Annotated in this window: 10 protein-coding genes and 1 pseudogene; 6 read left to right on the top strand and 5 right to left on the bottom strand. The window is 71.7% G+C overall.

Annotation, left to right across the window (positions count from 1 at the left end):
• From FREUN1FDRAFT_RS46785 to FREUN1FDRAFT_RS26700, 3 genes and pseudogenes are all read left to right on the top strand, one after another.
• A pseudogene (locus FREUN1FDRAFT_RS46785) lies at positions 1–214 on the top strand (hypothetical protein); the annotation flags it as partial.
• Positions 215–1,274: 1,060 nt separating this feature from the next.
• Entirely contained in the window at positions 1,275–2,474 is a 1,200-nt protein-coding gene (locus FREUN1FDRAFT_RS26705; protein WP_232295421.1) for an ABC transporter substrate-binding protein, read from the top strand.
• A 141-nt stretch (positions 2,475–2,615) separates the two neighbouring features.
• A complete protein-coding gene (locus tag FREUN1FDRAFT_RS26700; RefSeq protein WP_006543389.1) occupies positions 2,616–5,390 on the top strand; it encodes an ATP-binding protein in 2,775 nt (924 codons plus the stop codon).
• A 215-nt stretch (positions 5,391–5,605) separates the two neighbouring features.
• Here the strand turns inward: FREUN1FDRAFT_RS26700 and FREUN1FDRAFT_RS26695 are convergent, their stop codons facing one another.
• Positions 5,606–6,577 (bottom strand): aquaporin, encoded by a 972-nt coding sequence (locus FREUN1FDRAFT_RS26695; RefSeq protein WP_006543388.1) that lies wholly within the window; start codon positions 6,575–6,577, stop codon positions 5,606–5,608.
• A gap of 214 nt (positions 6,578–6,791) precedes the next feature.
• On the opposite strand from FREUN1FDRAFT_RS26695, the gene FREUN1FDRAFT_RS26690 reads away from it, so the two are divergent.
• The gene (locus FREUN1FDRAFT_RS26690; protein WP_006543387.1) at positions 6,792–7,439 is read left to right on the top strand and encodes a TetR/AcrR family transcriptional regulator; all 648 of its coding nucleotides are present in this window, start codon (positions 6,792–6,794) and stop codon (positions 7,437–7,439) included.
• Between the two features lie 27 nt (positions 7,440–7,466).
• On the opposite strand, the gene FREUN1FDRAFT_RS26685 is transcribed toward FREUN1FDRAFT_RS26690, so the two are convergent.
• A complete protein-coding gene (locus tag FREUN1FDRAFT_RS26685; RefSeq protein ID WP_035953656.1) occupies positions 7,467–8,303 on the bottom strand; it encodes an Fpg/Nei family DNA glycosylase in 837 nt (278 codons plus the stop codon).
• A gap of 427 nt (positions 8,304–8,730) precedes the next feature.
• Between FREUN1FDRAFT_RS26685 and FREUN1FDRAFT_RS26680 the strand changes: the two genes are divergently transcribed.
• Positions 8,731–9,789 (top strand): hypothetical protein, encoded by a 1,059-nt coding sequence (locus FREUN1FDRAFT_RS26680; RefSeq protein ID WP_006543385.1) that lies wholly within the window; start codon positions 8,731–8,733, stop codon positions 9,787–9,789.
• A 151-nt stretch (positions 9,790–9,940) separates the two neighbouring features.
• Entirely contained in the window at positions 9,941–10,918 is a 978-nt protein-coding gene (locus tag FREUN1FDRAFT_RS26675; protein ID WP_006543384.1) for a DUF5996 family protein, read from the top strand.
• Between the two features lie 57 nt (positions 10,919–10,975).
• Here FREUN1FDRAFT_RS26675 and FREUN1FDRAFT_RS26670 read toward each other — a convergent pair whose 3' ends face one another.
• Genes FREUN1FDRAFT_RS26670 through FREUN1FDRAFT_RS26660 form a run of 3 tightly spaced genes read right to left on the bottom strand, consistent with a single transcriptional unit; the run spans position 10,976 to position 14,480 of the window.
• Complete coding sequence (locus FREUN1FDRAFT_RS26670) at positions 10,976–11,707, bottom strand: response regulator transcription factor (RefSeq protein ID WP_035953664.1); 732 nt, start codon at positions 11,705–11,707, stop codon at positions 10,976–10,978.
• Between the two features lie 47 nt (positions 11,708–11,754).
• The gene (locus FREUN1FDRAFT_RS46775) at positions 11,755–12,999 is read right to left on the bottom strand and encodes a histidine kinase (protein WP_006543382.1); all 1,245 of its coding nucleotides are present in this window, start codon (positions 12,997–12,999) and stop codon (positions 11,755–11,757) included.
• Complete coding sequence (locus tag FREUN1FDRAFT_RS26660; protein ID WP_232295420.1) at positions 12,999–14,480, bottom strand: FtsX-like permease family protein; 1,482 nt, start codon at positions 14,478–14,480, stop codon at positions 12,999–13,001. Before FREUN1FDRAFT_RS26660 ends, FREUN1FDRAFT_RS46775 begins: the two co-directional genes overlap by 1 nt.
• Between the last annotated feature and the right edge of the window lie 33 nt (positions 14,481–14,513).

The following is a 14,513-nucleotide window of genomic DNA, read 5'->3' as shown; positions in this document are numbered from 1 at the left end:
CCGCAGCGCGAAGCCGCAGCGCGAAGCCGCAGCGCGAAGCCGCAGCGCGAAGCCGCAGCGCGAAGCCGCAGCGCGAAGCCGCAGCGCGAAGCCGCAGCGCGAAGCCGCAGCGCGAAGCCGCAGCGCGAAGCCGCAGCGCGAAGCCGCAGCGCGAAGCCGCAGCGCGAAGCCGCAGCGCGAAGCCGCAGCGCGAAGCCGCAGCGCGAAGATCTGAGGATTTTGGTCGTTCCGGCGACCAGGATCCTCAGGTCTTGCTCGGCGGCAGCCCGAAGCTCGGGGCTTTTGCCGCACGCTCCCGGACAACTAGCATCCTCAACTCTTCGAGTCGAACTCGACTCTCCCCTGAGAGATCGATATTCTCTCAATCGGATCGATATATCTCGAAATTTGGGAATGAAATTCCCCTGAGCGAAGAGCGACCGCGGTTTCGCGTCCGACGGTGACGGTGACGATGCCGCGGCCGCGTGCAGGCTCCGGTATCAGCCGGATTCGCCAGGAACTTCCTCCCGGCCGGCCGGCCTGTCGAATACCGGCCGGCCGGTTGGTCGACCAGCCGGCCGGCCCCAACACCACAAGTACCGGACGCCGTTCTTCCACATACTGGCACCGTTCCGCCGGGCGGCGGCCAGCAGGCCCTCGTCGCGGCTCCCGCCCGCCACCAGCCACACGCACCGGGGTTCGCGCCAGCCAGGATGATCCCCGCCTGGCCGACCCCCGCCACCTTCCATCAATTTCCATGCCACTCGCTCGAGTTCTATCGGACCCAGCCCCACCAGGGCCACCTAACTCTCCTGCCGACAACCGCGCAATGACCTCTGTCAGTATCCGATGCGTTTCCCGCCCCAGGAAAAGATTTCCATCGGTCACACCAGAGAGTTTCCGGATACTCACCCATCTCCTACCAGCCCGTGTCACCGCAGCGCCTCACACCAGGAAGAAGATCGCTTATATGGGTTCGATCCGGGATGGTCCCCGGATCAACGTCCCCCGACCGGGGCGGGTAACCGGTTCCGACGCCCGCGCGGAACCACTCCCATCCAGAGGCGAACCCGACCGAGGGCAAACGAGCCCGGGAGCCGGCAGAGGCGACCTGCTACCATCGGCCGACCATTCACCATGAATGAACGTTTCGATGGCGTCACCGACCCGCGCCCAAGCACCGCCTGGCCTGCTCTGCCATGCCCTTGCCTCCGCAGCCGGCCTCCCCGTCGCCATCGCCATCTGCCTACTGGGGGAAATTGATGCAATTAGGCCGACTGACAAGGCATCCCGCGGTGGGAATTGTCGCCGCGTTGACCGCCGTCATCGCCGGATGCTCGGGCTCGGGAGCGGGCTCGGAGGGCAGCCAACACGGCACCACCGCGGCCTGCGCCGCGCCCGGGGTCACGGCGGACCAGGTGCGGATCGGGCTCGTCTACACGGACTCGGGCACCGGCAGCAGCTCGCTGGCCTCGGCACGCGCCGGGATCAACGCCAGGCTCGGCCTGATCAACGAGCAGGGCGGCGTGAACGGCCGGCGCATCGTCTACACCTGGCGGGATGACGAATCCTCCAACGAAGGTGCCCTGCAGGGTGCGACCGAGCTGGTGCAGAAGGAGAATGTCTTCGGCCTCATCTCGGCGTCCAGCTCCCTTGCCAGCGCGCTGGACAGCCTGGCGAAGCAACAGATTCCCGTCACGGGGCTCGTCCAGTCGGGCTGGGGAAGCTACAACAACCTCTTCTCCTTCATATACGACGTCTCACCGGAAATTACCGCCCGCTATATCCAGAGCCACCAGGGCGACAAGGTGGCCTTTCTGATGTCCGGGTCAGAGGACTTCACCCGACAGATAATCGGGAAATACCGGGCCGCGTTCGAGGGTGCCGGCCTCTCCACCAACCCCGATATCATCTCCTACACATCGGGCGTTGACAGCCCGGTCCGGGTCACCCAGCTACTGGAAAGCTCCGGAGCTGATTCCATCGTTGCCTTCACCGATCCCAGGGACCTCGCCGAGATAATGCAGGCGGCCCAGGCCAGAAATGTTCCGCTCGTCAGCGTCGTCTCGCTCACGGGCTACGACCACAGCGTGCTGCGCGCCTACGGACCGGCCCTGGCCAATGTCGCGATGGCGGTGAACTTCCGCCCCTTCGAGGCCGGTGGCGCTCCCATCGAGCAGTACCGGGCGGCGATGGCGCGTTTCTCCCCGGAGGTGGTGGATCCCGAACAGCAGTTCGCGATGTACGGCTATCTCTATGCCGACCTGTTCATCCGCGGGCTGCGGGCCTCCGGCGACTGCCCGACCCGCGAGGGCTTCATCGACGGGCTGCGCAAGGTGGCCGACTACGACGGCGGCGGCCTGGTCGAACCGGTGAACCTCGCCAACATCGCGAACCAGCCGCTGCTGTGCAACGCGTTCGTCCGGGTCAGCCCGGACGGCACCGCCTTCCAGCTCGACAACGAGCGGGTCTGCGCCAACGGAACCGTGGGCTAGCCGGCCTGCGCCGCCGCCGGCCCCCGAGGCTGGCGGCGACCGATCAGCGACGAGCCCACTGGCCGGCGGCGCCGAACGGCGCGCCGCCGGCCAGTGCGGCGAGGCCTTCCAGCGCAGCCCGGACGGCCCCACGATGGGGAGGTGGCACGAGGGACACTGCGGATCTATCTGGGTGCCGCGCCAGGAGTCGGCAAGACCTACGCGGCGCTCGACGAGGCCCACCGCCGCGCCGAGCGAGGCACCGACGTCGTGGTCGGCTTCGTCGAGACCCACGGCCGACCACGCACGACGGCGATGCTCGAAGGGCTCGAGACCATCCCGCGACAGATCATCGAATACCGCGGCGGCTCGTTCACCGAGATGGACCTCAACGCCATCCTCGCCCGACACCCCGACGTCGCGTTCGTCGACGAACTGGCACACACCAACATCCCGGGAAGCCGGCACACCAAACGCTGGCACGACGTCCAGGACCTGCTCGCCGCCGGCATCGACGTGATCTCCACGGTCAACATCCAGCACCTGGAGTCACTCAACGACGTCGTCGAGACGATCACCGGCGTCCCGCAGCGCGAGACCGTGCCCGACGACGTCGTCCGACGCGCCGACCAGGTCGAACTCGTCGACATGGCCCCGGAGGCACTGCGCCGGCGGATGGCCCACGGCAACATCTACACCCCGGAGAAGGTCGACGCCGCACTCTCGAACTACTTCCGGGTCGGCAACCTGACCGCACTGCGCGAACTCGCCCTGCTCTGGCTCGCCGGCAAGGTCGACGACCAGCTCGACCGCTACCGCGCCGACCACGGCATCGGCGGCACCTGGGAGACCCGCGAACGAGTCGTGGTCGCACTCACCGGCGGCCCGGAAGGCGACACCCTGATCCGCCGCGCGTCCCGGATCGCCGCCCGGAGCAAGGGCGCCGACCTGCTCGCCGTCCATGTCACCCGCTCCGACGGCCTCACCGGCGCCGACCCGTCCGCACTCGCCCGCCAGCGTGCACTGGTCGAAAGCCTCGGCGGCAGCTACCACCAGGTCATCGGCGACGACGTCCCCACCGCACTGCTCGACTTCGCCCGCGCCGCGAACGCCACCCAGCTCGTACTCGGGGCCAGCCGCCGCGGCCGCCTGGCACGGATGCTCAGCCCCGGAATCGGCTCGACGACGACAAGCCTGTCCGGCCCGATCGACGTCCACATGGTCACCCACGCGCAGGCCTGGGGCCACCGTCCCCTCCCGCTGGACGAGGACGCCGCGCCCTGGCCCGAAAAGCCAACCGGCACCGCCGACACCGCGGGAGGCACCGGCACCACGGGCACCACCGGCACCACTGGACGTACCGGCACCGCCGGACGCGCCAGGGCTGCTGGCAGCACCCGGCGATCGGGGCGTCATCTGCCCGGCCGGCGGACGGCGCTCGCGCCGCGCCGCCGGATCGTCGCGATGCTGCTCACCGCGGCTCTGCTCCCCGCGGTCACCGCCGGGCTCGACGCCACCCGCGGCACGTTCAACCAGGCCACCGAGATGCTCGCCTACCTGTTGGTCGTGATCGTCGTCGCGCTGGTCGGCGGGTTCGGACCGGCGCTGCTGTGCGCGGTCGCCAGCTCCCTGCTACTCAACTACTTCTTCACAGCTCCGGTCGCCGAGTGGCGGATCGCGGACGGCGACAACGTCCTGGCCCTGCTCGGCTTCGTGCTGGTCGCCAGCCTCGTCAGCCGGGTGGTAGCCACCTCCGCCCGGCGCTACGAGCAGGCGGTGCGCGCCTCGGCCGAGGCCGCCACCCTGTCGGTGCTGGCCGGCAGCGTCCTGCGCGGAGAGGACGCGCTGCCCGCGCTCCTCGCGCAGGCGCGGGAGACCTTCGGGATGACCTCGGTGACACTGCTCGAACGCACCGACGGCGACCAGCCCGCCGGTGAGCGGTGGCGCCCGGTCATGTCCGTCCACGCTGACACCGCCCAGCCGGGCGACACCGGCATCCGCACCACCGACACCGAAGCCGGCGCCGGCGCCGGCGTTGAGGTCGATGCCGGCACCGAGGTCGACATACCCATCCGCGACGGCCTGCGGCTGACGCTGGCAGGGCGTGCCCTGCCAGCCGCCGACCGGCGCATTCTCACCGCGTTCGCCGCTCAGGCCGCCGCCGCGCTCGACCAGCACCGGCTGCGCGCCGCGGCCGCCCAGGCCGCGCCGATCGCGGCGGCCGACAAGGTCCGCACCGCACTGCTCACAGCGGTCAGCCACGATCTGCGTACCCCGCTGGCCGCGGCCGGAGCGGCCATCAACGGGCTGCGCGAGCAGGACCTCGACCTCACCGACGACGAGCGCGGCGAGCTCCTCGCCACCGCCGACGAATCCCTGGGCAAGCTCGCCCGCCTGGTCGAGAACCTGCTCGACATGTCCCGCCTGCAGGCGGGCACGCTGAGCGTCTTCCCGCACGTGACCGGCCTGGACGACATCGTGCCGCCCGCCCTGGACGAGATCGGCCCGCAGGCCGACACGGTCACGGTGCGCATACCGGATGATCTGCCCGCAGTCCTGGCCGACCCGGCCCTGCTGGAGCGGGTGATCGTCAACCTGGTCGCCAACGCGCTGCGATACGCGCCCGCCGACCAGCCGCCGACGATCACCGCCAGCGCGCTGGGACACCGCGTCGAGCTGCGGGTGATCGACCGGGGGCCCGGCATCCCGGCGGCTGCTCGCGACGACGTCTTCCAGCCGTTCCAGCGGCTCGGCGACCGGGACAACACGACCGGGGTCGGGCTGGGCCTGGCACTGTCGCGCGGGCTCACCGAGGCCATGGGCGGCACCCTGAACCCGGACGAGACACCCGGCGGTGGCCTCACCATGGTGCTTTCGCTGCCGACCGCCGCCGTGCCCGAGCCCGAGCCCGAGCCCGAGCCCGAGCGCGAGCCCTAGCCCGAACCCGGGCCTGAACGGGACAAGGCACGACCGAGCCAGCCGAAGATCTGAGGATTCGGGTCGTTCTGGCGACCACGATCCTCAGATCTTGCCCGGCAGCAGCATCAGCGCCGGCAGCGCCGCTCGGGATTCTGCTGCGCGTTCCGGAACGAACGCCCTTGGCGCTCGCCGGGCCGGGAAGGGCCGGGCCTTCCCGGCCCTTCCCTTCGTCGTCAACGCGGTCCGCGATCGACCTCGGAACGCCCGGTGGAGCTCAGACGCCCGGTGGAGCTCGGTGGCGCCCCGTCGAAGTCGCCCGCTCCCGCTCCCGCTCGGGCCCGGGCACCGTCGCCGCTGACGCGCGCGCCGTCGCTGTCGCTGTCGCTGCTGACACTCGCACCGACACGCACGCCATCGCCGCGGCCGTCGCCCTCGCCGTGGCCGTTGCCGATGAGACGCGCAGTCTCCCGCGCGATCTCGTGCAGCGACTCGTCGGGCAACGGGGTAGCGAGCTTCGGACGCACCTGCCACGGCGGCCGCAGCACCGAGTGCGCGGCCACAGCCAGCAGAGCGCCGATCACCGGCGCGACGATGAACAGCCAGAGCTGGCTCAGCGCCCAGCCGCCGGCGAACACCGCCGGCCCGAGGCTGCGGGCCGGGTTGACGGACGCGCCGTCGACCGGAATCGCGATCAGGTTGGCGGCGGCCAGCGTGACGCCGATGGCCAGCCCGGCGACGCCGAGCGGCGCCCACAGGTCGGTGGCGACGAGCACCGCCAGGACCAGCAGCCCGGTCACCAGGATCTCGATGACGAACGCTCCGGCCCAGCCGAACCCGCCCGGTGAGTGCGCCCCGAAGCCGTTGGCACCCAGCCCCTGCGCGGACGCTGAATAGCCGACGGCGTTGGTGTCGGCTATGAACCACACGACCGCGGCGGCGATGATCGCGCCGATGCACTGCGCGACGATGTAGCCGGCCGCGACCCTGGGCCCGATGCGGCGGGCGGCGAGCAGGCCCACCGTGACCGCCGGATTGACATGGCACCCGGAGATCGGCCCGATCGTGTAGACCAGCGCCACGAGTGCCAGACCGAACGCCAGCGAGATTTCGAGAACTCCCACGCCCATACCGCCAAGCACAGCCGTGCCGACGCCGGCCAGCACCAATGCGAAGGTGCCGAGCCCTTCGGCGACAAAACGTCTCATTGCCTCCCCCGCCCGATTCAAAACGAACGTTCACCTGCGACGGGACGGATACCCGTAGTATCTGGTTCACCCACTACGGGTGACCTGAAACGTCGTCCAGTCCCAAACATCAACCCGGATATCGCATAGCGCGACACCGAGATTCCGCCAGGTGATATGCACTGGACGCGAGGTCTCCGCCCCGCGGGCACCGTCTGTCACACTGCAGGACGTGATGTCGTCGCCCCTGCCGCAGGCACGACCTCGCCGGGGAGGTCGGCCCAGCCGGGAGGAGACCGAACGGCTCAACGAGGTCGTCCGCGAACACGCCCTGCGGCTGTTCCTCGACCTCGGCTACGAGGGCACGTCCATGGATGCGATCGCCCGCGCCGCCGGCACCACCAAGGCCTCCCTCTACGCCCGGTACCCCAGCAAGGAGGCCGTCTTCAGCGCGGTGTTCGAGTGGGCGATCATGCGTCGGGACTGGCCCGTGCCCGAGCCGCCGCCACCCGACCTCGACGATCTGGAGGGCGCCCTGACCGCGATCGCCGACGCGGCGGTCCGGCGCGCCGTCGACCCGACCATGATCAAGTTCAGCCGGATCGCCATCAGCCACGTCTCCCGGTTCCCCGAGCTGGCCCGCCGCAGCCAGACCGTGGCGGTCTGGCCCCGCCAGCAACTCGTCGCCGACCTGCTGCGGCGGCACCGCGCCACCGGCACGATCGCCGCCGACGACCCGGACGCCCTCGCCGAGCACTTCCTCGGCATGGTCTCCGGCGCTCCCGCCCGGCTCGCCTCGTTCGGCATCGTGCGCCCACCCGAGGAACAGGAACGCCACACGCGCGAGCTGGTGCGGCTGTTCCTACGGGCGCTGCGCCCCTGACCCCGTTCCCACGGGCGCTGGGCCTTCCTATGGGCGCTGCGGCCCTGGCCCGTCCCGCCGGGGCTGGCACCGCGGGCACCAGAACAGGTTGCGCGCCGCCAGCCGGGCCGTCCGAACCTCCGCCTCGCAGACCAGGCACAGCTGCCCGGCCCGGCGGTACACGTACACCTCACCGCCATGCTCGTCGACCCGCGGCGGACGTCCCATCGCCTCCGGGGTGTGCTCCGGGCGCACGGTGTCGATCCGCCCGGCCCGCACCCCGTCTGCCATCAGCTCGACGAGGTCGGACCAGATCAGCTCCCACTGCGCCCGGGTGAGGTCGCGGCCGGGCAGGTACGGGTCGACGCCCGCCCGGAACAGCACCTCGGCCCGGTAGATGTTGCCGGGCCCGGCGACCACCGCCTGGTCCATCAGCAGTTGGGCGACCGGTGTGCGGCTGCGGCCGATGCGCCGCCACGCCGGCTCCGGGTCGGCGCCCGGGCGCAGCGGGTCCGGCCCCAGCCGGTCGAGCAGCGCCTTCACCTCGCCGGGCTCCAGCAGCTCGCAGGCGTTCGGCCCGCGCAGGTCCGCGTAACCGGTTCCGGACGTCAGCCGCAGCCGGACGGCACCCGTCGGCTCCGGTGCCGGAGCCGGGCCCAGCTGGTACTTGCCGTAGATCCCGAGGTGGATGTGCAGGACGCGCTCGTCGTCGAAGCGGAGCAGCAGATGCTTGCCGTACGCCTCGGCCTGCGCCAGCACCCGGCCGTCGAGCAGGCCCGCCCCGTCGGCGAAGCGGCCCTGCGGGCTCTCGACGCGCACCGGCCGCCCCCCGAACATCCGCTGGTGGGTGTCGGCCAGTCTGCGCACAGTGTGTCCTTCGGGCATGGCCCGCAGAGCATACCGATCCCGGCGGTCCTCCCGATCCGGGCGGCGACGGGCGGCGACGCTCCGCCGGGCCCGACAACTCCGACGTCGCCACCGCCACCTGAAAAGAAATTTGGTGAGCACTGTCACAAAGGGAAAATGAATGCCCTCGCGATAGAGCCGTCCGCGATGTGTGGACTCAATTGGGTGAAATGAAAAAGGTTGCGCGGTTCTGACGGCTGGATCCGCTTCTTCCATGCCCACCTGGCACAAGGCTTACCCGATCACAGGTGAACATCTACGTTCGCACTACCCCCAACGGGGGGTTGGCGGGCGACGGTGGCGGCGAGATCCCGGCGGCGCACCGGTCGACATCCGGCCAGGTGCGTCAGCCAGTGAAGCAGCTGCCGGCGGGTACCGGGCCACCTACAGAACGGAGCGGTCACCGATGGGCGGAGAAAGCGGAACCGGAGAGCTACCGATCGGCCCCGCCACGCGGCCGGTGCCCTTCCAGCCGATGCCCTTCCAGGCGCATCGGGACCAGTTCGGCCCGGCCGATCCAGCCGACTCCGCCGACGCGACCGGACTCGCCGGCCCGGCCCAGGCAGCCGGGCCGATCTCGTCCGACGCACCGATCGACCGCACTGTGCGGATTCCCCGCCCCCGCGATGTGATCGACCCCGACGCCTTCCGGCGCGGGCCGGGACGCGGACGTCCCAGCGGGCTCGGGCCGGTTCATCGCGCCCCGGAACGCCTGGGACTCGAACGCCTCGGACTCGAACGCCTCGGGCCGGGCGAGGACATCATCAGCTCGGAGCGCCGCGGCCCGCGCGCCAGCCGCATCCGCTCCGGTGGGTCGGGCCTGCGCGGGATCCGACCCGCGACCCCCGTCGGGCCGACCCCGGTCCCAGGCCTCACCCCCGCCGCAACCCCAGGCCGCGCACCCGTTCCGTCTCCCGTGGCCACACCCACACCCACATCGGCGCCAGCTCCCTCACCGGCATCCGCACCGGCGCCGGCACCCGCCGCGGCCGAAGCGGCCAGCCAGGGCATCGCCGACTTCGCGCCCGGCGTCTCGGTACCCGGCATTCCGGGGATGCCGGGGCTCCCCGGCACGACGAGCCTGCCGAATGTCCTCGATCTCGCCGAGCTCGACTCGTCCGACCTGCCGCGTTCGTTCGTCACGTCGATCCGGCCGGACCTGCGACGCTGGCACACGATCTGCGAGCCGGGCCAGCGCGGCGCGGGCAGCCGCCCGTCCGCCGTACACGGCTCCCAGGGCCCGAACGGCGTGGTCGTGCCGTCCACCCCGCTGCCGGGCCGGGTCACGAACAGCCGGAACGACAATCACTACTCCACCCGCTGCCCGTACGAGTACGAGACCGCCGCCGCCCGTGCCGACCTCGCCGAGCAGCGTTCCGTCCGGGTGGCGACGACGATGACCATCGCCGTGATCATCGTCGCCCTCGGCATGCTCGGCCTGATGGCCGTCGGTACCAGGATGTAGTCGGCACCGAAACGTAAACACCCATGGCAGGGGCCCTGCGGAAGGTCGCCCGGAACGTCGCCCGCAAGGTCGCCCGGAACGTCGCCCGGTTGCCAAGGTGACCCGACTGTCTCAATCTGATTACATCGGGTAATCGATCTGGGGAGTCCGTATGGTCGAGATGCTGCCGTCCATCCCGCTGTCAGCCTGGGCTGGCACCCAGCAAACACTGCACCGTTACCTCCAGGTGGTCGGGAAGATCCGGCTGGCCGCCAGCCAGCGCCGCAACCACTGGTGGAACGTGCCCTTCCACCTCACCGGGCGCGGCGTGACCTCACGGCCGATGGGGCAGGTCGACGGCAACCCGATCTTCACCATCGACTTCGACTTCGTGTCGCACGAGCTGGCCGTCCACAGCCTCGACGGGGAGCGGATCACCCTCCCGCTCGCCGGCAGGTCCGTCGCCTCCTTCTACACCGAGCTGATGGAGGCACTGCGCGACATCGGGGTGACCGTGCGGCTCGAGCACCCGCACCCCTTCGACCTGACCGACGCCGGGCGCCCGTTCGCCGAGGACACCGAGCACGCCTCCTACGACCCCGCGATGGCCCTGCGTTACTGGCAGACGCTCAGCCAGGCCATGCTGATCCTGGAGGAGTTCGCCGCCGGGTTCAGCGGCAAGGTCAGCCCGGTGCACCACTTCTGGCACACGTTCGACGTCGCGCACACCCGCTTCCGCGACCGGGCCGTCGAACAGGGGCCGAGCACCGACCCGGTGACCAGGGAGGCCTACTCCCGGGAGGTCATCAGCTCGGGTTTCTGGTTCGGCGACAAGTCCCTGCCCGAGCCCGCCTTCTACTCCTACACCAGCCCCGAGCCGCCCGGCCTCGCCGAGACCCGCCTGCATCCGACGGGCGCGCGCTGGCTCGATCGCGGCGGCAGCCACCTCGCGGTGCTTCCGCTGTCGGCCCTGGCCCCGGGTTCGGACGCCCAGCGGTGCGGCGCCGTCCTGCAGTTCCTCGGCGACGCCTACCAGGCCGGTGCCGTCCTCGCCGGCTGGGACATCGACCGCTACGCCTCCCCCGGCGGCGTCACCGACCCGGTCCTGCTGGGCGCCGCCTCGGGACGCCTGGCCGCCTCGACCACCTGAGGGCCGCACCCGTCTCACGGCCACACCCACTCGGTGGCATGCCCGGGACGGACGTCCTCACAGGCTCGTCGAGTTCAGCCAGGTGAGGACGGCGAGCACCCGGCGGTTGTCGTCGGTGGCCGGGGGCAGGTCGAGCTTGGTGAAGATGCTGTTGGTGTGCTTGCCGACCGCCTTGTCCGTGATCACGAGCTGGGCCGCGATGGCCGTGTTCGAACGTCCCTGCGCCATCAGGGTGAGGACGTCCCGCTCCCGCGCGGTGAGCCGGTCCAGCGGCCGTTCGCGGCGGGAGACGAGCCGGGCGACCACCTCGGGGTCGAGCACCGTCCCGCCTGACGCCACCTGGCGCACCGCGGCGAGGAACTCGTCCACGTCGGCGACCCGGTCCTTCAGCAGGTAGCCCACGGCCCCGGTGCCGGAGGCGAGCAGGTCGCGGGCGTACAGCGGCTCCACCCACTGGCTCAGCACCAGCACCGGCAGCACCGGCGGCGCTGGCAGCACCGGCGGCTGCTCCGTCGGCGCGGTCTCCCCCGCCGGGCTCGGGCCCTCCCCGACCTCCCGGCGCCTCTGACGGGCCTGGCGGGCGCGGATCGCCGCTTCCAGGCCCTCGGTGGTGTGGGTCGGGGGAAGCCGCACGTCGACGATCGCGATGTCGATGTCGTCGCGGGCCAGCGCCTCGGCGAGGCTGGCGGCGTCCGCCACCGCCGCGACGACGGTTAGCCCGCCTGCCTCCAGGATGCGGACGAGCCCGACCCGCAGCAACGCCTGGTCCTCGGCGACCACCGCCCGCAACGGATCAGGCTCACCGCCCGGCGGCGGCTCGACGCCCGGCGGCGAGGTCAGGTCCGGCACGGGATCTCCATCGTGGCGGTGGTCGGCCCCCCGGCGGGGCTGACGACGTCCAGCGTGCCGTCGAACGCCGCGAGCCGCCGGGCGACGCCGGTGAGGCCGGCGCCGCCGATGTCCGCCCCGCCCTTCCCGTCGTCGCCGACGACGAGCCGCAGCAGCTCACCGTCGTGGCTGCCGGAGACGCGGGCGAAGGTCGCGTCCGCGTGCTTGATCGTGTTGGCGAGGCACTCGGCGATCGCGAAGTAGGCGGCGGACTCGACCGGGTCGGGCAGCGGCCGGTCGAGCACCAGCGACACCGTGACCGGCAGCGGCAGTGTCAGGGCCAGCGCCTCGACCGCCCCGACGAGCCCACGATCAGCCAACACCGGCGGATGGATGCCGCGCACCACCGCCCGCAGGTCCTCCAGCGCGGACACGGTCGTCGCGCGGGCCTCCCGCAGCAGCTCGACGGCCGCCGCCGGGTCCTGCTCGACCAGCTTCTCGGCGAGCCCGACGCTCATCCCGACGGCGGCGATCCGGGCCTGCGCCCCGTCGTGCAGGTCCCGTTCGATGCGGCGGATCTCCGCGGCCGAATGGTCCAGCGCACTGCTGCGGGACGAGGTGACCCGTTCCACCCGTCGCTGGAGCTCCGCGACCCGGGAACCACCGAGGATCGCCCGTTCCGCCACCGCCCTGGCGCGCACGAGCGGCGGCGTGACCAGCCACCACACGTACACCGCCGGGCCGGACAGGAGCAGCAGCACGAACCACAGCCATCGCGGGTCCACGATCATCCACACGACGTAGGTGATCGGCGCGGCCAGCAGGCCCGGCGGAATCACCGCCAGGGCGAACCCGCCGGTGGCGGAGAACCACAGGAAGGCGAAGTCCCGCCAGCGGGCCGGGTCGCGCAGCCACCGCAGCGGCCGGGCGAGGACGGTCACCCCCGAGGTGTCGGCGTAGGTGGCTGTCAGGCGCTGGCCGAGCAGGCCACCGGTGACCCACCGGTGGGCGGTCGTGACGCCCGCGGTCGCCGGCACCACCGCGAGCGCGAACACAAGCCCGACCGTCAGTGGGCCCAGCGCGATGGCGACGACCGACAGGATCGCCAGCACCAGTGCCGGAACCATCGACAGGGCGTATCCGAGGGCGACGACCGTCAGCCGAACCCGTTCACGCAAGGCCGGCGTGTCGGCGGGACCGGGCCGGATGTTCCCGATCGGCGCGAGAAGGCCGCCCAGGCCCGCTTCCGGCATCACGGCACCGGCAGGGTCGCGACGCGACCGCCCGGCGTCGGGCCGGCGGCCTCGATGGCACCGGCAGCACCGGCAGCACCGGCGGCCCGCGTGGCTCGGCGCACCACGGCGAGCGCGGTCAGCACGGTCAGGGCGCCGACACCGACGGCAAACGTGGGCGGCAGCCACAGCTGACCGTCCGGAACCACGCCCTCGCCGCGTGCCAGACCGAACGGGATGATCGTGGCGAGTGACCCGACCAGGCCGAGCACGGTGCCGACCGCCGCCACCAACATCGCCTCCGCGACCACCGAACGCTCGATCTGGGTGCGGGTCCCGCCCACGAGCCAGAGCTGGCGCAGTTCACCACGCCGGTGCGCGATCACAGCGGCGAACGAGTTGACCACCATTATGGCGGCGAACAGGCTGAACATTCCCGTCACGACGTTGTTCAGCAGATTGATCGTCTCGGTCCCCTCGGGCTGCGGGCCGACGAGGGTGCGGCCGTCCGTCCCGACCAGCATCAGCGTGCCGACGCCGGCCGACGTCAGCACGACCACCGGCCCGAACACCCCGGACAGCAGGTGGGCGCGCCGGGACAGGTTGTACACGGCCAGATAGGCCGCGCCGCCGCGGTGACGCAGGAACGGCCGGGCGAGCCACGCACCGGCCGGTAGCAGCACCGGGCCGAGCAGGGCGAGACCCACCCCGACCAGGATCGAGTTGGAGCCGGCGGTCGACATCGCGTCGTACGGGTCGTCCGAGTGGCCGGTGACCGTCACGGTGATGACGCCCATCGCCGCGCCGTACCCGATGAGCAGCAGTGCGAGCAGCACCCGCCACCAGCGGACGGCCCCCGCCCCGGCTCCAGCTCCGGCCAGGTCCTCGCCGGCGGTGACCGACGCGGGCCCGCGGGTCGCCCGGCGCCCGGCGATCGACGCCGCGGCGAGGCAGACGAGCAGGATGCCCAGCACCGTGGCCGACAGCGAGCGGACACCACCGCGGTACTCCACATCAGTCACGACGTCGGCTGCCTCCAGCGCCGCCAGCAGCGCGTAACCGCCACCGAACGCGACGGCGGCCCCGATCACCGACGCGGCCAGGCACACCACGGACGTCTCCATCCGGACCAGCCGGCGGACCTGACGTGGCGTGGCCCCGATCGTGCGCAGCAGGCCGATCTCGACGTCACGCTGGCCGACCGTGATGCCGACCGTCGACGCGACCGAGAACAGCACGATCACCGCACCCCAGCCCCCGACCACGGTGCCCATGATGCGCAGCGACTCCGCGTCCTGCGCCGGGACCGGGCCGGCCGCCGTCTCGATCAGGGTCGCGAACGACCCGATCAGCGCCGTGCCGAGCAGCACGGCGACGAACGTCGCGGCGAACGCGGCGCGGCGGTGCCGCAGGGAGCGCAGCGCCAGCCACCCCAGGCTCACCGGAAGCCCCACCGGCCTGCTCGCCGGCCTGCTCGCCGGCCTGCTCGCCGGCGTTCTCACCGGCCTGCTCCCCGGAGTTCTCACCCGCGTGCT

Source organism: Parafrankia sp. EUN1f, assembly GCF_000177675.1.
In the GTDB taxonomy this organism is placed as follows: domain Bacteria; phylum Actinomycetota; class Actinomycetes; order Frankiales; family Frankiaceae; genus Parafrankia.
Note: the sequence above shows the minus strand (reverse complement) of the source record. Positions and strands in the feature narration are given on the sequence as shown.